15 protein-coding genes are annotated in these 18869 nt (G+C 66.4%); 10 read left to right on the top strand and 5 right to left on the bottom strand.

Translation table 11 applies throughout. The features are described from left to right. Nucleotides 1-50: 50 nt before the first annotated feature. The 6 genes from QM618_RS12475 (at nt 51) to QM618_RS12450 (ending at nt 9567) form a co-directional block, all read left to right on the top strand. Nucleotides 51-998 (top strand): carbohydrate ABC transporter permease, encoded by a 948-nt coding sequence (locus QM618_RS12475; protein ID WP_428099763.1) that lies wholly within the window; start codon nt 51-53, stop codon nt 996-998. After that, nucleotides 995-2023, top strand: a complete 1029-nt coding sequence (locus QM618_RS12470; RefSeq protein ID WP_428099761.1) for a carbohydrate ABC transporter permease — start codon at nt 995-997, stop codon at nt 2021-2023. The genes QM618_RS12475 and QM618_RS12470 overlap by 4 nt, the downstream gene beginning before the upstream one ends. Before the next feature lie 725 nt (nt 2024-2748). Next, a complete protein-coding gene (locus tag QM618_RS12465; RefSeq protein ID WP_428099775.1) occupies nt 2749-5694 on the top strand; it encodes a ribonucleoside-diphosphate reductase subunit alpha in 2946 nt (981 codons plus the stop codon). Between the two features lie 27 nt (nt 5695-5721). After that, nucleotides 5722-6708, top strand: coding sequence for a ribonucleotide-diphosphate reductase subunit beta (locus QM618_RS12460; protein WP_428099759.1), 987 nt, complete (start codon nt 5722-5724; stop codon nt 6706-6708). Between the two features lie 558 nt (nt 6709-7266). After that, nucleotides 7267-8529, top strand: a complete 1263-nt coding sequence (locus tag QM618_RS12455) for a multidrug effflux MFS transporter (RefSeq protein WP_428099757.1) — start codon at nt 7267-7269, stop codon at nt 8527-8529. A 39-nt stretch (nt 8530-8568) separates the two neighbouring features. Then, nucleotides 8569-9567 carry a hypothetical protein gene (locus QM618_RS12450; RefSeq protein WP_428099755.1) on the top strand — a complete coding sequence of 333 codons (999 nt, stop codon included), beginning with the start codon at nt 8569-8571 and terminating at the stop codon, nt 9565-9567. Here QM618_RS12450 and QM618_RS12445 read toward each other — a convergent pair. Next, nucleotides 9545-12334 (bottom strand): sigma-70 family RNA polymerase sigma factor, encoded by a 2790-nt coding sequence (locus QM618_RS12445; protein ID WP_428099753.1) that lies wholly within the window; start codon nt 12332-12334, stop codon nt 9545-9547. The genes QM618_RS12450 and QM618_RS12445 overlap by 23 nt on opposite strands. 173 nt (nt 12335-12507) lie before the next feature. On the opposite strand from QM618_RS12445, the gene QM618_RS12440 reads away from it, so the two are divergent. The 4 genes from QM618_RS12440 (at nt 12508) to QM618_RS12425 (ending at nt 14922) form a co-directional block, all read left to right on the top strand. Beyond that, nucleotides 12508-13281 carry a hypothetical protein gene (locus QM618_RS12440; protein ID WP_428099751.1) on the top strand — a complete coding sequence of 258 codons (774 nt, stop codon included), beginning with the start codon at nt 12508-12510 and terminating at the stop codon, nt 13279-13281. A gap of 80 nt (nt 13282-13361) precedes the next feature. Beyond that, the gene (locus tag QM618_RS12435) at nt 13362-13607 is read left to right on the top strand and encodes a DUF167 domain-containing protein (RefSeq protein ID WP_428099749.1); all 246 of its coding nucleotides are present in this window, start codon (nt 13362-13364) and stop codon (nt 13605-13607) included. A gap of 9 nt (nt 13608-13616) precedes the next feature. Then, nucleotides 13617-14195 carry a TetR/AcrR family transcriptional regulator gene (locus tag QM618_RS12430; RefSeq protein WP_428099747.1) on the top strand — a complete coding sequence of 193 codons (579 nt, stop codon included), beginning with the start codon at nt 13617-13619 and terminating at the stop codon, nt 14193-14195. A gap of 103 nt (nt 14196-14298) precedes the next feature. Then, nucleotides 14299-14922, top strand: coding sequence for an ankyrin repeat domain-containing protein (locus QM618_RS12425; RefSeq protein ID WP_428099745.1), 624 nt, complete (start codon nt 14299-14301; stop codon nt 14920-14922). Here QM618_RS12425 and QM618_RS12420 read toward each other — a convergent pair. The 4 genes from QM618_RS12420 to dnaK all read right to left on the bottom strand — a co-directional run bounded on the left by QM618_RS12420 (nt 14919) and on the right by dnaK (nt 18821). Then, a complete protein-coding gene (locus tag QM618_RS12420; protein ID WP_428099743.1) occupies nt 14919-15329 on the bottom strand; it encodes a heat shock protein transcriptional repressor HspR in 411 nt (136 codons plus the stop codon). The genes QM618_RS12425 and QM618_RS12420 overlap by 4 nt on opposite strands. A 2-nt stretch (nt 15330-15331) precedes the next feature. Then, on the bottom strand, nt 15332-16273 hold the full coding sequence (locus QM618_RS12415) for a DnaJ C-terminal domain-containing protein (protein WP_428099741.1): 942 nt from the start codon (nt 16271-16273) through the stop codon (nt 15332-15334). Nucleotides 16274-16301: 28 nt separating this feature from the next. Continuing rightward, nucleotides 16302-16901, bottom strand: coding sequence for a nucleotide exchange factor GrpE (grpE, locus tag QM618_RS12410; protein WP_428099739.1), 600 nt, complete (start codon nt 16899-16901; stop codon nt 16302-16304). 66 nt (nt 16902-16967) lie between these two features. After that, on the bottom strand, nt 16968-18821 hold the full coding sequence (dnaK, locus tag QM618_RS12405) for a molecular chaperone DnaK (RefSeq protein WP_428099737.1): 1854 nt from the start codon (nt 18819-18821) through the stop codon (nt 16968-16970). Nucleotides 18822-18869: the final 48 nt, after the last annotated feature.

Raw genomic sequence — 18869 nt, 5'->3', positions numbered from 1 at the left:
GAGCCCCGCGCCGGCCACCACCCCGCAACACAACCGCTTGAAGGAGAGCAATGGCAACCACACCCGAGGTGCGCGAGAGCCCAAAGGTGCGCCAGCGTCGGGCAGCTAACCCGGCCACGTGGGTGCGCGGGGGAGGGCTCACCACCCTGCTCTTCGCGCTGCCAATGATCTTTGTATTCACGATCTTCAGCTGGCTGCCCATCATCCGCTCGGTGATCATGAGCTTTCAGAAGACCAACTTGGTGCAGCCCGCCACGTGGGTAGGCTTCGACAACTTCACCGCGGTGCTGCGCGATCCGCTGCTGGGCACCGCGATCGCGAACACCGGGTACTTTGCGCTGCTGGCGCTCATCATGGGCTTCCCCATCCCCATCATCATGGCGGTGCTCATGAGCGAGGTGCGCCGCGGCAAGGGGTTCTACTCCGCGCTCGCGTACTTGCCCGTGGTGATTCCGCCGGTGGTGGCGGTGCTGTTGTGGCGCGTGTTCTACGACGCCTCCGAACAGGGTCCGTTCAACGTGATCCTTGGCTGGTTTGGGATCCCGCCGCAAGACTTCCTGCAGAGCCAAACGCAGGCCATGCCCGCCTTGGTGATCGAGGCGACGTGGGCTGCAGCTGGCGGGTCCATCATCATCTACCTGGCCGCGCTGCTGATTGTGCCGCCCGAGTTGTATGACGCCGCCGAGGTTGACGGCGCTGGTATTTGGCGCAAGATCTGGCACGTGACCCTGCCGCAGCTCCGCGGCGTGCTGTTCGTGATGCTCATTTTGCAGATCCTCGCGACCGCGCAAGTGTTCCTGGAGCCGTTCCTGTTCACGGGCGGTGGCCCTGCTAACGCCACCGTGACGATCCTGCTCCTTATCTATAGGTACGCCTTCCAGAACTCGCTCGGCGGTAACTACGGCATGGCCACGGCGCTGTCCGTGATGCTTGCGCTGTTCCTCGCCGTGCTGAGCTGGGTTTACTTCCGCCTCACCAACCGCTGGAGCACCTCATGACGCAGACCGGATTCTCGCGAGCCCCGATCGCCGTGCTCGCGCCCGACGCGGAGGAGGCGGGGGAGCCTGTTTCCGCTGGGGGATGGCGGCTCGTGTCGTGGCGTGATCGTAGGCGCCGTGCGGGCGCGGGCTCGCTCACGGACTCCGACCGCAGCATCGTCTCTTCTGCCGAGCGGCGCCAGCCGCGCGTGCGCTGGACCATGCGCGGCGTCCACACCTTCCTTACTGTGTCGCTCGTAGTGGTGGGGCTTGGCCCCATTCTGTGGCTCGCGAAGTCTGCGATCACGCCCACGCAGGACACCCTGCAGCAGCCGTTCGCGCTGTGGCCCAATGGCATGGACTGGGCCAACCTTTCCACCGCGTGGAACGACGTCGAGATCGACAAGTACTTCCTCAACACGGTGATCATCGCGGCGGGGGCGTGGCTGTTCCAGCTACTGATCGCCACCACCGGCGCGTACACGCTGTCGATTCTGCGGCCGAAGTACTCGGGGCTGCTCAACGCCGCGGTGCTCGCCACGCTGTTCATTCCGGCCGTGGTGCTGCTGGTGCCGTTGTATCTCACGATCGTGAGCCCACCGCTGCTTGGCCGCGACTACTCGATGCTCAACAACTACTTGGCCGTGTGGCTGCCTATGGCGGCGAACGCGTTCAATATCTTGTTGGTCAAGCGGTTCTTCGACAACCTGCCGCGCGACGTCATCGAGGCCGCGCGCACGGATGGCGCGGGCCCGTTTCGGCTGTTCTCGTCCATCGTGATCCCGATGTCCAAGCCCATCCTTGGCGTGGTGTCCGTGTTCGCGATCATCGCGGCGTGGAAGGACTTCCTGTGGCCCATGCTGGTGCTGCCGGATCCGGCGCGTCAGCCGCTTTCCGTGCGCCTGCCCGCCGTGGAGTCTCAGACCGAGCTGGACGTGTTCCTCGCCGCGCTCGCGATCGCGACGATCATTCCCGTGGTGATGTTCCTGCTGTTCCAGCGGGTGTTCTTGCGCTCTGCTGGGTTGGGCGGCGCGGTCAAAGGGTAGGTCTGCTACAGCGTCGGGTGCGGCACTGAGCCGGGCGCGGCGCTGAGCCGGCCACAGCGTCGGGTGGTTGGTGTGCGCGGCTTCCCTGAAAGTGCCCTGGCGGCACGCACCGCGTCGCAAGCGCCGTTTCCGACGCCGTGGTGGCCGCCAGGGCGCATCCGTCCGACGGCGGGGCCGGGTTTCGTGGCTAGGTGACCTCAGCGTCGGGACGGGGGCTTTGGGTAGCTGTGGCGTTCGCGGATTCTGACGGGCGTGCGGCGGGTTAGTCCGCCGCTTTCCGTGACCTCGCGGAATCTGACGGTCAGATGCGAGAGGCCCCCGTCGTCACGGCGCCATGTCAGACCCCGGTGAGACCGTTGTCTGGTGGGGATGAAGAACGGGTTGCAGAGTGTTCAACAGGTATCCGCCTGGGGTGTGGACGACACGCCGAGTAGTCCACAACCGTATACACAGGTTTTCAACAGAACCACAACATCTAGGGGCAGTTTCCAAAAACACCCCCTATATCTAGTTGCACACCGTTGTAATTCGTACTAAGTTCGTGGCTACGCCTCGAGTTGACGACGATGTGGCCCGGCTACGGGCTTCGCCGCCGCAAGAGCGTCGCAAAGTCGTCAATACACCAGGTCATCCAAGGCCACAGATCGCAAACGAAGGGGAGCGCCGTGACGATCACCGAGAACACCACCACAGAGAACACCGAGGCGCCCGCAGAGACCGGCGGCATCCGCACTGGTATTCACGTCACTAAGCGTGACGGCACGCGCGAGCCCTACAACGCGGACCGCATCAACAAGGCGATCGAGCGCGCGGCCATCGGCCTGCCCGACCAAATCTCGATGACCACCCAGGTGGCCACCGAGCTCGCGATCACGCTCTTCGACGGCATCACCACCGAGCAGCTCGACGAAGCCGCCATCGGTGTGGCGGTGCAGAACGTCAAGGACGACCCCAACTTCGACACCATCGCCGCTCGCCTGCTGCGCAAGGTCATCTACAAGCGCGTGCTCGGCGGCTACGAGTCCGAGCTTGAGCTGGCGCTGCTGCACCAGGCGCGCTTCCCCGGCTACATCCGCGACGCCGTCGAGGAGGGCCTCCTCGACACCCGCCTCGAGACCCTCTTTGACCTTGACGCGCTCGCAGCGGCGATCGACCACACGCGTGACGACCTCCTGAAGTACATCGGGACCGTCACCATGCGCAACCGCTACATGATCACGGACCGCCACGGCAAGGCTCTCGAGGTCCCCCAGTACTTCTGGATGCGCGTGTGCATGGGCCTGTCGCTCAACGAGGCCAACCCCACCGAGATGGCGCTGCAGTTCTACGACAAGATCTCCAAGCTCGACTACCTCCCCGCCGGCTCCACGCTCGTCAACGCTGGCACCTCGTACCCCCAGCTGTCCAACTGCTTCGTGATGCAGATGGAAGACGACATCGAGCACATCGCCAAGTCCGTGCGTGACGTCATGTGGCTCACCAAGGGCACGGGCGGCATCGGTCTGTCGGTCACCAAGCTCCGTTCCGAGGGCTCGCCCATCAAGTCCAACAACACCACGTCCACGGGCCCCATCCCGTTCATGCACACCATCGACTCCACGCTGCGCGCGGTGAGCCGTGGCGGCAAGAAGTTCGGCGCCCTGTGCTTCTACATGGAGAACTGGCACCTCGACTTCCACCAGTTCCTCGACCTGCGTCAGAACTCCGGCGACCCCTACCGCCGCACGCGCACGGCCAACACCGCGGTGTGGATCTCCGACGAGTTCATGAAGCGTGTCCAGAACGATCAGGACTGGTACCTCTTCGACCCCGCTGAGACCCCCGACCTCGTGGAGCTCGTCGGTTCCGAGTTCTCCACGCGCTACGGCCAGTACGTGGCCCTCGCGGAGGCCGGCAAGATGCGCACCTTCAAGAAGATGCGCGCTCGCGAGCAGTACAAGTCGATCCTCGTGATGCTCCAGGGCTCTTCGCACCCGTGGCTCACGTGGAAGGACACCATCAACCTGCGTGCCCTCAACACCAACACCGGCACCATCCACCTGTCCAACCTCTGCACCGAGATCTGCCTGCCGCAGGACCGCGAGAACATCGCCGTCTGCAACCTGGCATCCGTGAACCTCTCGACGCACCTGGTAGACGGCAAGATCGACTGGGACCGCATGAAGGAGTCCACGCGACTCGCCGTGCGCCAGCTCGACAACCTCGTGGACATCACGCTCAGCTCCGTGCCGGAGTCCGAGTTCGCCAACCGTGAGAACCGTGCCATCGGCCTTGGCGTCATGGGCTACACCGACCTCACGGAACGCCTTGGCCTCGCCTACGAGTCCGAGGAGGCCTACGAACTCATCGACGAGATCGTCGAGTTCGTGTCCTTCCACGCGATCGACGCCTCCGCGGACCTTGCCCGTGAGCGCGGCGCGTACAACAACTTCGAGGGCTCCGGCTGGTCCAAGGGCAAGGTGCCGTTCGACACTATCGCCGAAGCCGAGGCAGACCGCGGCATCGCCATCACGGTGGACCGCACCATCCGTCAGGACTGGGACTCGCTGCGCGCCAAGGTCAAGGGTGGCATCCGCAACGCCACCCTCATGGCCGTCGCGCCCACCGCGTCCATTGGTCTCGTAGCTGGCACCACGCCCGGCTTCGACCCCCAGTTCTCGCAGATCTTCAGCCGCGCCACGTCGTCCGGCAAGTTCCTTGAGGTCAACCGCAACCTCGTCAAGGACCTCCAGGACATCGGCCTGTGGGAGTCCGTGAAGGACGACCTCCTGGCCGTGCAGGGCGACCTCTCGCAACTCGACGAAGTTCCCCAGCACCTCAAGGACGTCTACAAGACCTCGTTCCAGCTCTCGCCCTACGCCTTCATCGAGGTGGCGGCGCGCGCCCAGAAGTGGATTGACCAGGCCATCAGCCGCAACATCTACCTCGAGGACCGCGACGTCGACAACATGATGGCGCTGTACTCGGCGGCCTGGGAGCGCGGCGTGAAGACCACGTACTACCTCCACATGAAGCCGCGTCACACCGCCGAGCAGTCGACGGTGCGCGTCAACAAGGCCGAGCGCCTCGCCTCCACCGGCTCCGCAGCCGGCGCCGGCCAGGTGGCCAAGTCCGCAGGCGGCGCGGCCCCTGCCAAGCGGGGCTTCGGTGGCTTTGGCGGTGCCAAGAAGGCGGTCAGCGCCGAGGCAACGGCAGCGGCCGACGCTGTAGTTGAGTCCGACGCTCCGGTCGCCGAGGCTCCGGTCGCCGAGGCAGCCGCCCCGGTGCGCAAGGGCTTTGGTGCCGCGGCCGCCGCGGCTCCCGCGGCAGCGGTGGCTGCCGAGCCCGCAGCGGAGATCGCTGAGGAGATCGTGGAGGGCGCCTCCGTGTCCCTCTCCGACGCCCCTGCAGTCACGGGCGCTGTTCCCGCAGTGGCACCCGCATCGGTCTTCGACGCCGTGGCCGCCAAGGCCTTCGCCACCGCCCCCGAGGCACAGCCGGCCGTCCCCCCGGCAGCCCTGCCAGAGGTGACGCGCGAGGAAGAGCCAGCCACAGCGACGGGCAGCGAAGCCTTCGAGGCGCCAGAGGGCGCCACGTCCTTCGAGATCGTTGCGGACGACAGCGAAATGGTCGGCGGAGTAGCGTGCCCAGTGGACCCGATGGAGCGGCTCCAGTGCGAGTCGTGCCAGTAATCGTCGACGACTTTAGGAGTTAAGAACATGGGAATCCTCGGCACCGGCATCCAAGACGGACTGCTGCTCAAGCCAATCACGTACCCGTGGGCGTACGACCTCTACAACCAGGCCGTCGCAAACACGTGGTTCCCCAACGAGATCCAGTTGGGTGAAGACCTCGCGGACTTCAAGAAGATGACGCCCGAAGAGAAGCACGCCGTCACCCACCTGATGTCGTACTTCAACCCCAATGAGCTGCTCGTCAACAAGGCGCTCGCGTTCGGCGTGTACCCCTACATCAATGCTCCCGAGTGCCACCTGTACCTCGCGAAGCAGATGTGGGAAGAGGCGAACCACTGCATGTCGTTCGAGTACGTCCTCGAGACGTTCCCCATCGACCGTGACGCGGCGTACGAATCCCACGTCGAGGTGCCGTCGATGGCCGCGAAGGAGGAGTTCGAGGTCAAGTTCATCAAGCGCATGACCGAGGACACCCTCGACATCACCACCACCGAGGGCAAGAAGGACTTTGTCCGCAACCTCATCGCCTACAACATCATCCTTGAGGGCATCTGGTTCTACTCGGGCTTCATGGTGGCGCTGAGCTTCCGCCAGCGGAACCTGCTGCGCAATTTCGGTTCGCTTATGGACTGGATCATCCGCGATGAGTCGCTGCACCTGCAGTTCGGCATCAACCTCATCCTCACCGTGCTGGAAGAGAACGAAGACCTCCAGGACGCCGAGTTCGCCGAAGAGATCCGCCAGATGATTCTCGACGCCGTGGAAATGGAAGAGGCCTACAACCGCGACCTCCTCCCCACCGGCATCCTCGGCCTCAACGCCGACTACGTGAACCAGTACGTGAAGTACCTGGCAGACCGCCGTCTCGAGGAGCTCGGCTTCGACTCCTACTACAACGTCTCCAACCCTGCGAAGTGGATGGCGACGGCGAACGACACGCTGCAGCTCGTGAACTTCTTCGAGGCGACCAACACGTCGTACGAGGTGAATGCGCAGGCTACTAAGAACTAGCGCGGCTGAGTCGCGCGTAGTTTGTCGGGCCGAGGGCCCTACCCTTCCTTCGGGCGGTCAGGCTTGATCCCTGCGGAAGGGCAGGGCCCTCGGCCCTTTTCGTCTCGCCGTGTCCTTGCGGCCTCCTTGGGGTTTTGGCCCGGCGGTCGCCCTATCCCGGCGCGTCGCCTGGCTCATCGCGTCGCCTGTCCTGCCCGACGCTGTGGCTGGCTCAGCCCCTCCCTCGCCCCTCCTGCCCGACGCTACGGCTGGCTCGTCCTGCCAGGTCTCCTGTAGGGACCTCAGGTCCGGTTTTTGCAGTTGGTCGTGTCCTATAGGGACCCGGTGTGCACGGCGCGCGGGGCCAGCTCGCCAGCCGACCCCCGGCCCCACCACCAGCACCAGCCCCGACCCCATCATCAGCCCCATCAACTAGGCCCTCTCAGTACCACCATCCACACTTTCCGGAATGCCCTACCGCTTGGTAAGGTTGTACCTGTCGCAAGGGAGTCGTGACCCTTGCCGGCAAAGGCGCCGCACCACACGAACCACCATCTGCAAGAGAACACGAGCGCGCGCATGACCAACACCAAGACTGAGGCCCCCATCGAGGCGGTCGCCGTCGAACCCTCGCGGGGCGACGCATTCACCAGCGCGCAACGGCTCGGCTACATCATCATTCTTGGCGCGCTGAGCGCGCTCGGTCCCTTCACGATCGACCTCTACCTTCCCGCCTTCCCCGCGGTGGCCGATGACCTCAACGCCTCCGACGCCGCCATCCAGATCACCCTCACCGCCACGCTCGTTGGATTCGCGCTTGGCCAATTGATCGTGGGCCCGCTCGCGGACGCTTTTGGCCGACGCAAGCCCCTCATCATCGCCACGGGAATCCACGTGGTCGCCTCGCTCGCGATCGCATTCGCGCCCACCGTCGAGCTTGTCACCGTTGGCCGCGTCTTCCAGGGCATCGGCGCCGCCGGTTCCGGTGTGGTCGCGATGGCGGTGGTGCGCGACCTCTTCTCGGGCCAGCGGCTCATTCGCATGCTGTCCCGCTTGGCGCTCGTGTGGGGCCTCGCACCCGTGCTCGCGCCCGTGATCGGCGCGCAACTGCTGCGCGTCACGGACTGGCATGGCGTGTTCTTCTTCCTCGCCGCCTACGGCCTCGTGATGGTGCTCGTCGCGTCCTTCTTGATGATCGAAACGCTCCCTGCGGAGCGGCGAGGCGTCTTCTCGGGCAAGGCAGTTGCCCGACGCTACGGCCACCTGATCCGCGACCGCGCCTTTGTTGGTGCAGCCATCCTGGGCTCAATGGCCTTCACAGCGCTGTTCAGCTACCTCTCCGGGAGCTCGTTCCTGTTGCAGGACACCTTCGGCCTCGACGCGCAGCAGTTCGCGCTCGCCTTTGGTGCGAACTCGCTCGGTCTTGTTGCCGCGACGCAGATCTCGGCACGCCTCATGCGGCGCTTCGCGCCCAAGTCGGTGGCGACGGCGGGCCTCATCATCATGACGAGCGGTGCCGTGTCGCTGCTGCTGTGCGGGCTCGTTGATGGCCCACTCATGTGGGTGCTGGTGTCGCTGTTCTTCGTGGTCTCCCCACTGGGCATCATCATGCCCACCGTGCAGGTCACGGCTCTCGCCAACCACGCGGAAGAGGCGGGCACCGCGGCGTCGCTCATTGGCGCGTTGAACTCGCTGCTTCCCGGCCTCGTGACTCCGCTCATTGGCTTCCTTGGGGTCTCGGTGGTCTCGATGGCGGGAGTCATGATCGGTGCCCTGCTCATCGCTCACGTTGCGCTGTGGTTCATCGTTCGCCCTAACGCCCACTCCGGGGTCGTCTCCTAGTCGCGAGCGCAACGCGGCCCGGTCACGTAGCGTGAGGGCATGGGCCAGACGGTGGTCTTCACGGTCGCGCTCGATGACGACAACGTGGCGATCGAGCGCCGCGAGCCGCGCCCCCCACGCCGCACCTTCCGCGACAGCGCGAATGCCGCGCTCCGGGACCGCCACTGGCACCTTGCCCTCGCCGCGTGCTTTGTGATTCCTGCCGTGGCCGCGGCAGTGACCTTCGCGATTACCAGGGGAGCGTGGGTGACCACCGCGGCACTGGTGGCGGCGGCCCTGGTGACCCCAGCGTCGGGCGCGTGGGCGGGAAACCGCGGCCTCACGGGAGACTGGGGCGCTCGCGTTGCCGCGTGGGCGGTGACGGGACTGGCGGGTGCGGCCCTCGCGCTCGCAAGCGTGCCCTTGGTGATCGTCACCGCTCTCGCCGAGGAGTGGGACGAGTCCGCTGCGGTTCCCACGCTCTCGGTGCTCGCCATTTCCGGCGCCGGTGGCGCGTGGTTTGGGCTCGCCTTGGGCCTGCGAGAGCGCGCGTGGAACAGGGCTGCGGCGGCCGTCGCGACGGTGGTGATCGCCCTTGCGCCGCTTGGCGTGGCCGCGGCGCTGCTTCCCCGGACGTCCGTCACCGAGGCCATCTCGAGCTACGGATTCACCGCCACGTACGCCGGCAACCGCCCCGCCTACCTCTGCAGCGAAGAGACCGTGCAGGTGACGCGCCAACACTCGGAGGACGTGGCGTGGATCGCGTTCGCTAGCCCCTTGGCGTGGGTGGTCGACGCGCCCCAGTTCACGGCGGCACAGTTGGCAGCAGCGCCCGACGGCACGGTTGCGCAGGCGCAAGCGTGGACTCGGTCGTCGCGAGTAGGCCCCGACGATTTTGTTGGCTATTGCTACAAGGCCACCAGCCTTGGCAGACCCCTAGCGGTGCAATTGGCGCGTTACGAGACGGCGGGGCCTATTGGCGCCACGGTGGCAGTTGCGTTCGTGGGGTTGGTGGGCGCGATCGCGCTGTATGGAGCTAGTCGACGTCGGTCAGCGTGACCGTGAGCGAGCCCACGAGGTAGTTGTCGCCGTTCGTGCTCGCCTTCAGGGTGTGGACGCCTGGTGCCACCACCATGGGCTTAAAGGACTTGGCGTCAACACCGAGTGTGTTGGCGAACTCGGATCCAAATGCCGAGGCGTCCGCAGCGTTCGTGGGGTCGTGCTCGACGGTGCTGGAACCCGTCCAGCCAAGCGGCGTGAGGGCCGTCTTGTTCACCATGAATGCGTCGCCGGTGGTACCGCGGTCAGCGTCCCAGGTGGTCCAGCCAACGGTGGCCTTGGCGGCGGAATCGGCGAGGAAGGTGAAGTCCGTCTTCGCCGAACTGTCCACCCACTTGCTTCCCGTGAACACGGCAACCCTTGACGTTGGCAGCGAGTCCAGCTCGTAGACAACGGTGAGGGTGAAGCCGCCGTAGTAGGTGCGCGTGGGGTCAAGCGACGTGGCGCTCAGCGCGATGTCGGCAAGCGAGTAGGTGCCGTTGCCTGCCGCCGCAACCAGATCGGTGACGTCCGCGCGGGACTGGTAGTAGTCCCTGTTGTCCTTGGTGATTACCGTCGAGGAGTCTGCGGTGACTTGTTGGTAGGCGCCGCCAGGAACCATGAGGCGCGCGGTGTCGCGGGCGCCGGTCCACTTGTCTGACGTGTGCTTGTTGGCTGACCACTCGAGCAAGGCGTAGGTGACCTTGGCGCCACTCGGAAGGAACTGTGTGGACAGGTTGGTGAAGCCAGAGTTCGTGACGCCGCCAGCGCGGTTGAGCGGGATCATGTTCTGGTCGTTGTTGTTCGAGCCGCTGATCGTGTCTTTTCCGGTGCCTGTGCCCGAGAAGGCCATCACGGACTTGCACGCCGACTTGCTGAGGTCGCAGCCCATGACCGGAGCGCCCACTTGGGTGGCCGCGAGGTGGCCCGTGGCGGCGTATGTGCCCTTGAGGTCCTTGGCGCTCTGTTCCACGCGGGTGTGCGCCTTGTACGAGACCGTGACGTCGCCGGACGTTGCGGTGAAACTGGTCGTCGCGTCGTCGCCGAGGAACGTGGCGTCCGTGATCGGCGACAGGTTGAGGCTCAGCGTCGCCGAGTCGCCCGCGAGAAGCTGCGGAATCTCACACGTCACCGTGGTGCGCGCGGAGTTCGCCGAGCATTCCCAGTCGCCCGCGGCGAAGGTGGACTCTTGAGCGAACCGCAGGAAGGTAGCGAGCTTGCTCGCGGGGGACACCGATCTTGCGCCGCTGCCTCCGGAGACCGGTGCGAACGAGAGGCCGCCCGGAAGCGTGATCGACGCCGTGACCTCCCCGGCATCGCCATCGCCGGAGTTCTCGAGCGACATCGTGATGTTGGGGTTGGTGCCGGTGATCTCGAGGGTGTCGAGCGGTGCCTGGCCGATGGAGAGGGCTGCGACCTTGGGGGGAACGGGCGGGTCCGTTGGATCAGTCGGGTCCGTTGGATCAGTCGGGTCCGTGGGGTCCGTGGGGTCCGTTGGATCAGTGCCGGGATCGGTACCAGGGTCTGTGCCCGGGTTGGTACCAGGATTGGTCACCCCGGTGCCCGTGCCATTGGTGGGCGTGGTTCCGGTGCCGTTCGGCGCAGAGCCCGGCCCCACCGTCGGCTCTACAGACGGCTCTGCGGACGGCTCAACGCTGGGTTCGGCACTTGGCGAAGCGCTCGGCAAAGCGCTCGGCTCCGTGGAGGGCGTGGCCTCGGTGGTGGGTGCAGGGTTGGGAGTCTGGCCCTCGCTCCTGCCGAGCGGATTGAACACACCCAGGTAGCTCGCTGCGGACACAGCGAGCGCGACGACGCCGACCGCAGCAGCTGCGGGTAGCGCGATCGACGCCGTCGACGCGATCCATGCGGCGAATCCGGTGCCAACGGACGCCGCCGTGGAGCCACCCGCGCCTGCGGTGCCCCCGGCGCCGCCGGCGCTCGATCCTGCCGAAGCCTTGCCTCCGAGCGCGCCGCCTACCGGCAGGCCTCCCTCGAGAGCTCCAACGCCAAGCACGCCGAGGATGAGCGGGGCAATGACCCCGCGCATGCCGCGGTTGACGTCCTCGAGCTCGGCAACGAGTGCCGCACACTCGTCGCACGAGCGCACGTGCTCGTCCACCTTCGCGTGGTCGCGCTTCGCGAGGCCGCCGCGCACGTAGGCACCCAACTGGGCATTCGCCGCGAGACAGTCCATGGACTCGGTGGTGTTGAGGTGTTGCTGGAGGTACGCCTGGCGCAGCGCCTCGCGCGCGCGATACGCGAGCGCGGCCACGCCGTTCGCGGTGAGGCCAAGCAGGGGTGCAATCTCTTTGGGGGATTTCTTCTCCACCTCGGTGTACCAAAGCACGGCCTGCCAGCGCTCGGGGAGCGAACGGAACGCATCGGCGACTATGCCTTGCTCAAATCCTTGGAGGGCTCCCTCGTCCGAGGGTGCCTCGTAGCCAAGCGCGGACTCGTATTGCGACATGTCGTCGCCGGGCCGCGTGCGGTTGCCGCGGTTGATGACATCCATGCCGGTGCGGCGAACGATGGTGAAGAGGTAGGCGCGGAAGGCCAGATCCGGGCCGTCGCCCTGCTGGAGCGCGCGCAGCACGCGAGAGAAGGATTCGGCCACAACGTCGTCCACGTCGGTGGCCGTATTCGTGTACTGGGCCGCTACTTTGCGGGCCGCATCCACGTGCCGCTCGTAGAGCACGCCAAAGGCAGTCACATCGCCGGCGCGCACGCCAGCGATGAGTTCCGGATCGCTGGACGTCTCCGTCCACAGCGCGATCGCCTCGTGCGTCATGAGATGTGGCTCCCGCAGTACTTAGGTATGTGCCCTCCTAGTGTCCCTTTTTGGCACGTTTGCACACAAGCGATGTGGTGGGGAGTTCGTCACATCGTGTGCTGAATTCTGCACAGAAAAAAGATTCTGTGTGACTCGCGTCATAGATTCCATGCTCATCCCTCTCATAGGGCATGACTTCAGACGTGATGAACGCGGGACCAGGAGCAGCGGCGACTTTGCTGCGTTCGTGGGAATCCGCGAGCGTTTCGAGCGTCTGGCTGCGTCCGGGTGACTGGTACACGCCGGCAGCCGAGGCGCTCGTTGAGGCCCTCGAGGCAGGCAAGGACACAGCTCCCGCGGCTTTCCGGCTTGGCCAGGCCCGCGCGGCCGCAGGCGTGGGCATCACCGAAGCGATCGACGACATGACGGTGCTGTTCCGCGCCGCCGGGTTCCAGACCCCTCCCATCCGTTCCATCCGTTCGCTGTGCGAGGGATGGACCGAGCGTGACCTGGCTCCGATCGTCGCCCCCACCATGACGGACGCCGAGTCCGGCCTTGGCACCGGCGAGTACTTGGTGCAGCGCCTCGCCGAGGTGTACGGCATGGCGAGCCGCTCGAACACCAAGGTGAGCCAGACGCACGCACTCGTGATCGTCGACGTTTCCGTATCTGACAACGACCCGTGGCAGCGCATCGCGCGCAATGCGGCCGTTGGTCACGCGCTCAAGGACGCGTACGGCGACGGACACCCCATGGCGCGCCTTTCGGACGGCATCTACGCGGTGCTCGTGGTGCGCGATGCCAACCTCGGCACCGGCCTTTCGGCCTTGCGCGACCACATCGCCGAGCGCTCCATCCAGATGCGCGTGGGCAACCTCATGCGCCAACCTCCGCGCGTATGGGTTGAGTCCCTGCCCGACGCGCACGCACACGTCCAGGATCTCCTGGAGTCCGTCTTTCGCTGAGCGCTAGACGGTCACGAGGGTCGACACCGAGCTGAGGGCGGTGTCGGCCTTCGTGCTTTCCCAGGCAGTAGCGTGGGGCGATGCTGCGGTATGAGGTGAGGGCCAAGCCAGGTTCGCGTCGTGGCCCGCTCGTTGAGCAGGGGCCCGACGCTGTGCTCACCGTGCACGTCAAGGAACGGGCCGTGGACGGTGCCGCAAACGACGCGGTGGTCGCCGCTCTCGCGGCTCACTTTGGGGTCAGAAGGACAGCCGTGCGCATCGTGCGTGGGCACACTGCTCGCCTCAAGCTCGTGGAGGTCGATCACGAGCCCACGAGCGGTCGGTAGCATCGGGCCATGGCTCGTCCCCCCTCTGCGGCGTCGCGCGACGAGGTTCTGGGCGCGGCGCTTGACATCCTGCGCGAGGACGGCCCCACCGCCTTGACCGTGCGCGCGGTGGCCGCGCGCGCTGGGTGCTCGACGATGGGCGTCTACACTCACTTTGACGGCAAGACGGGCCTCGTGGATGCGATCCTCGCGGAGGGTCATGCCCAGTTACGAGACGCCCTGGACGACGGGGCCAGTGCGAACGCATGGGGTGACGCGCTGGTGTCATCCGCGGTGGCGTACCGAGCCTGGGCACTGACCCATCCCACCCATTACCAGGTCATGTACTTGGCCGTGTTCCCCGATGTGGAGCCGAGCGCGCACACCAAGCAGATCGCGCAGGTGGGCTACGAGGCGCACGTTGCGCGCGTGGGGGAGGAGTTAGGGATCGATGGGCCGCAGGCCGAGCGGATCGCGAGGCACCTCTGGGCCTCGGTGCACGGGCACGTGCAGTTCGACGTCGCCGCGGGGACTTCCGTGGACGACGCGACGGCAGAGGCCACCTTCGTGGAGTCGGCACGGTGGCTGCGGAAGGGTGTCGCCCCGTAACAGTTCTATAACGCTGTTATAAAACCAGTTCCGCCTGACCCCGCTTTGCGCTTTCCTTGGCGTACCCGAGGCGCATCCGGCGCCTCCCATCCTGGAGGGCGCCATGAGCCGCCGAGTCTTTGCCGTCATCTCAGTCGCCACCGCGCTGACACTCGCTGGGTGCGCGGAGGGGCAGCAAGCGCCCTCCCCAACCACAGCGTCGGGCAGCCAAAGCGCCGCGGCGCAGACCGTCACCCAAGAGCAGTGGCGTGCCCAACTCGATGCCGGCAACCTCGATGCACTGGTGGAGCTGCTTGCCGAGGAGGGCGCCGCGCAGTGGGTCGACGTGCAGGGATCCGAGGGCAGCACCGCGCTTCTCGACGCAGCGACGGCGGGCAACGCACAGGCGGTTGATGCGTTCCTTGACGCGGGTGCGGATCCCGCGCAGCAGTCGCACGCGGGATTCCCCGTGCGTTCTGCGATCCACATCGCTGCGGCGAACGGCGATGTGCCCACCCTTGAGGTGATCCTGGCGCACGGGGTGGACGTGAACCAGCTCGACGGCGGCGGTGGGCACGCGCTGCTGTGGGCGGCCTACAAGGGCCAAGCGGAAGCGGTGCAGTTCTTGCTCGAGCAAGGGGCGGACGTTGGGCTTGTCGATGGCACCGGCATGAACGCGGCGGAGCGCGCGGCGGACGCAGGCTTCGCGGATGTGGCCGCGCAGATCGAGGCGTTCGGCGCCAGCTAGCGGCCTCCGCGCCAGAGCACCACGGAGCGGCCCTCGTCTCGCGAGACGCGCTGACCGCGCTCGACGATGACGACGGTGCCGCTGGAGCCGGTGGTGAACACGCGGGCTCCCACATCCGCGCGCGGGCGCAGGCGCTCCACCTCGCGTTCAAGCTCCGTGACGCGTGACGCCAACGAAAGAATGCGCGCAATACCAGCGAGGTTGATGCCCTCGTCGTGGCTCATGCGCTGCACCTCGCGCAACGTGGCGACGTCTCGCAGCGAGTAGCGGCGCCCCCCACCGGGCCTGCGTTGGGGCACCACGAGGCCAAGGCGGTCGTACTGGCGAAGCGTCTGCGCGTGCATCCCCGCAAGCTCCGCGGCCGCCGAGATCAGGAAGACCGGCTCGTCGACGTCAGGCTGTTCCATGGCTACTTGGAGGCGTCCTTGTAGAGAGCGTCGCGCGGGTTGTCGCTCAACTGCTCGGCGAGCGCCTCGACGGCCTGCTTGGCGTGCCGTGAGAGCTTGCGCGGCACGTCGACAACGATCGCCACGTGCAGGTCACCGGTCTTGTCGCGGCTTGTGAGCCCGCGTCCCTTGACCCGCAAGATTTGGCCCGACGGCGTTCCCCCCGGCACTTTAACGCTCACCTTGTCGCCGGTGAGGGTTGGCACCTGGATGGTGGCGCCGAGCGCCGCCTCCGCGTAGGTGACCGGCACCTGGACGCGCAGGTTGAGGCCGTCGTAGGAGAACACGGGGTGCTTTCCTACACGCACGGTGAGGAGAAGGTCTCCTGGCGGGCCGCCGTTGGCTCCCGCGCGTCCCTTTCCGGGGACGCGGATCTTCTGGCCGTCCTGCACGCCGACGGGGATGCGCGTGGACACGCGCTGCCCGTCGAGGCCGAGCGTCACGGTGGCGCCCTGAGCGGCCTCGCGGAAGCTCACCTCCGTCACAGCGGCGATGTCCGGACCCTTCTGGGGCCCGCGTCGCGCACCGCCGCCGAACATCTGGCTGAGGATGTCGTCGAATCCTGCGCTGCCGGCCTGTTGGGCACCGGCGCCGCCGAACATTCCGCCAAAGACGTCCTCGAAGCCCTGCGAGCCGCCAGAGCCGCCAGCCTGGAAGCGGGGGCCGCCCCCGCCCATGGCTCGCACCGCGTCGTACTGCTTGCGCTGTTCGGCGTCGGAGAGCACCGCGTAGGCCTCACCCACGTCCTTGAAGCGCTGTTCTGCCTGGGCGTTTCCTGGGTTGCGGTCCGGGTGCAGCTCTTTGGCGAGCTGCCGATACGCCTTCTTGACGGCGGCGGCGTCGGCGTCCTTGGGGACGCCGAGCGTGGCGTAGAAGTCCTTGCTGAACCAGTCCTGGCTAGCCACGGCGCCTCCTTATGGGTGTGGAAATGGGTTACTCGGGTTGCGCCACGATCACGCGGGCAGGGCGCAGCACGCGCTCGCCGATGCGGTGACCGGGCTGGGCGACGGTGGTGATGGTCGGTTCTGTCACATCCGCGCTCGGCTGCGACAGCAGCGCCTCGTGAAGCACGGGATCGAACGCGTCGCCAACGGCGCCAAAGCTGGACCATCCCAGTTGCCCGAGCGCGGCCTCGAGCTTCGCCGCGATCGCCGCGAACGGGCCGTCCTCGAGGTCGCCGTGCTCGCGCGCAGCCGCGAGGTCGTCGAGCGTAGGGATGAGCGCCTCAACGGTGCGCGCGGTGGCGAGCTCCGACGCCATGGCGCGGTCGCGATCCACGCGCTTGCGGTAGTTGACGTACTCGGCCTGGAGCCGCTGCAGGTCCGCGAGGTGCTCCGCCGCCTTGGTCTGAGCGGCGTCGAGAGCGGAGAACGCGCCCGCCTCATCGGCCGTGGCGATCTCGTCCGCGCTGATTTCGCCGTCGTGGTTGGCGTCGATGACGCTTGCCGCGCCGTCGATGATCGACGCCGCCTCGCTCAACGCATCTTCCGCGCCCTCGTCGTCCGGAGTGTTGAAACCGGTGTGGTCGTTCATGGGAAGTCTCCTTGAACCTAGGTGAGGCCCGACGCTGTGGTCACCACAGCGTCGGGCCGTGCCTGGTTACTTCTGCTCGTCCTCGTCAACGATCTCGGCGTCAACCACGTCGTCTTCGGCGGGGGCCTCGGAGGCACCCTCCGAAGCTCCGGACGCGGACTCTGCCTGCTGGGCAGCGTAGACGGCCTCGCCGATCTTCTGCGCTTTCGTGACCAGGGTCTCGTGGGCGGTCTTCACCGCGTCAACGTCCGTGCCCTCGAGCGCGGTCTTGACGTCTGCGATCGCTGCCTTGACGTCGTCGGCGACCTCCGCGGGGACCTTGTCCTCGTTCTCCGCGAGGATCTTCTCCGTGGAGTAGGCGAAGGTCTCCGCGTTGTTGCGGGTCTCCGCCTCGTCGCGACGGGCCTTGTCCTCGTCGGCGTGGGCCTCGGCGTCCTTGACCATGCGCTCGATGTCCTCCTTGGACAGGGCCGAGCCGCCAGTCACGGTGATGGACTGCTCCTTGCCGGTACCGCGGTCCTTGGCGTGCACGTGGACGATGCCGTTGGCGTCGATGTCGAACGTGACCTCGATCTGCGGCACGCCGCGCGGGGCGGGCGCGATGCCGCCGAGCTCGAAGGTGCCGAGCAGCTTATTGTCTCGCGCGAACCCACGTTCGCCCTGGTAGACCTGGATGAGCACGGACGGCTGGTTGTCCTCAGCCGTCGAGAACACCTCGGACGACTTGGTGGGGATCGCTGTGTTGCGCTCGATCAGCGTGGTCATCACGCCGCCCTTGGTCTCGATGCCGAGGCTCAGGGGAGTGACGTCGATGAGCAGCACGTCCTTGCGCTCGCCCTTGATGACGCCTGCCTGCAGGGCGGCGCCAACGGCAACCACCTCGTCAGGGTTGACGCCCTTGTTGGGCTCCTGGCCGCCGGTGAGCTCCTTGACGAGCTCGGTCACGGCGGGCATGCGGGTGGATCCACCAACGAGCACAACGTGGTCGATGTCGCTGAGCTTGATGCCAGCGTCCTTGATGACCTGGTGGAACGGCGCCTTGGTGCGCTCGAGCAGGTCCTGCGTCATCTGCTGGAACTGCGCACGCGTGAGCTTGGTGTCAAGGTGCACGGGGCCGTTCTCGCCGATCGACAGGTACTGGAGCGAGATGGTGGTCTGCTGCGCGGACGAGAGCTCCTTCTTGGCCTGCTCTGCCGCCTCGCGGAGGCGCTGCACGGCCGCCTTGTCCTTGGACAGGTCAACACCCTCGGAGTTCTTGACCTCCTTGACCAGGTGGTCAACAACGCGCTGATCCCAGTCGTCGCCGCCTAGGCGGTTGTCGCCCGCGGTGGCCTTCACCTGGATGGTCGCGAAGGCGTCCTCGTCCTTGCCCACCTCGAGCAGGGAGACGTCGAACGTGCCTCCACCGAGGTCGAACACGAGGATGAGCTCGTCTTCCTTGCCCTTGTCGAGGCCGTACGCGAGTGCGGCCGCGGTGGGCTCGTTGACGATGCGGAGCACGTTGAGTCCCGCGATCTCGCCGGCGTCCTTGGTAGCCTGGCGCTCGGCGTCGTTAAAGTACGCGGGGACGGTGATGACGGCATCCGTCACCTTCTCGCCCAGGTACTCCTCTGCGTCGCGCTTGAGCTTGCCCAGGATGCGGGCGCTGATCTCCTGCGCGGTGTACTTCTTGTCGTCGATCTCCTGAGACCACGACGTTCCCATGTGGCGCTTGACCGACTGAATGGTGCGGTCAACGTTGGTGACGGCCTGGCGCTTGGCGATCTCGCCAACCAGAACCTCGCCGGTCTTGGAGAACGCGACCACCGACGGGGTGGTGCGGGCGCCCTCTGCATTGGCGATGACGGTGGGCTCGCCACCTTCAAGAACGGCAACCACCGAGTTGGTGGTGCCGAGGTCAATTCCTACTGCACGTGACATGTGATGTCCTCCTTGAAAAAGTGCTCGCTCAAATAGTTGAGCGGCCTA

The organism is Demequina sp. (assembly GCF_049841215.1).
Taxonomy (GTDB): domain Bacteria; phylum Actinomycetota; class Actinomycetes; order Actinomycetales; family Demequinaceae; genus Demequina.
Note: the sequence above shows the minus strand (reverse complement) of the source record. Positions and strands in the feature narration are given on the sequence as shown.

Excerpts from the sequence above, each read along its gene's own strand:
- QM618_RS12475 (WP_428099763.1), top strand. The coding sequence starts at position 51 with ATGGCAACCACACCCGAGGTGCGCGAGAGCCCAAAGGTGCGCCAGCGT.
- QM618_RS12470 (WP_428099761.1), top strand. The coding sequence starts at position 995 with ATGACGCAGACCGGATTCTCGCGAGCCCCGATCGCCGTGCTCGCGCCC.
- QM618_RS12460 (WP_428099759.1), top strand. The coding sequence starts at position 5,722 with ATGGGAATCCTCGGCACCGGCATCCAAGACGGACTGCTGCTCAAGCCA.
- QM618_RS12455 (WP_428099757.1), top strand. The coding sequence starts at position 7,267 with ATGACCAACACCAAGACTGAGGCCCCCATCGAGGCGGTCGCCGTCGAA.
- QM618_RS12450 (WP_428099755.1), top strand. The coding sequence starts at position 8,569 with ATGGGCCAGACGGTGGTCTTCACGGTCGCGCTCGATGACGACAACGTG.
- QM618_RS12445 (WP_428099753.1), bottom strand. The coding sequence starts at position 12,334 with ATGACGCACGAGGCGATCGCGCTGTGGACGGAGACGTCCAGCGATCCG.
- QM618_RS12440 (WP_428099751.1), top strand. The coding sequence starts at position 12,508 with ATGACTTCAGACGTGATGAACGCGGGACCAGGAGCAGCGGCGACTTTG.
- QM618_RS12435 (WP_428099749.1), top strand. The coding sequence starts at position 13,362 with ATGCTGCGGTATGAGGTGAGGGCCAAGCCAGGTTCGCGTCGTGGCCCG.
- QM618_RS12430 (WP_428099747.1), top strand. The coding sequence starts at position 13,617 with ATGGCTCGTCCCCCCTCTGCGGCGTCGCGCGACGAGGTTCTGGGCGCG.
- QM618_RS12425 (WP_428099745.1), top strand. The coding sequence starts at position 14,299 with ATGAGCCGCCGAGTCTTTGCCGTCATCTCAGTCGCCACCGCGCTGACA.
- QM618_RS12420 (WP_428099743.1), bottom strand. The coding sequence starts at position 15,329 with ATGGAACAGCCTGACGTCGACGAGCCGGTCTTCCTGATCTCGGCGGCC.
- grpE (WP_428099739.1), bottom strand. The coding sequence starts at position 16,901 with ATGAACGACCACACCGGTTTCAACACTCCGGACGACGAGGGCGCGGAA.
- dnaK (WP_428099737.1), bottom strand. The coding sequence starts at position 18,821 with ATGTCACGTGCAGTAGGAATTGACCTCGGCACCACCAACTCGGTGGTT.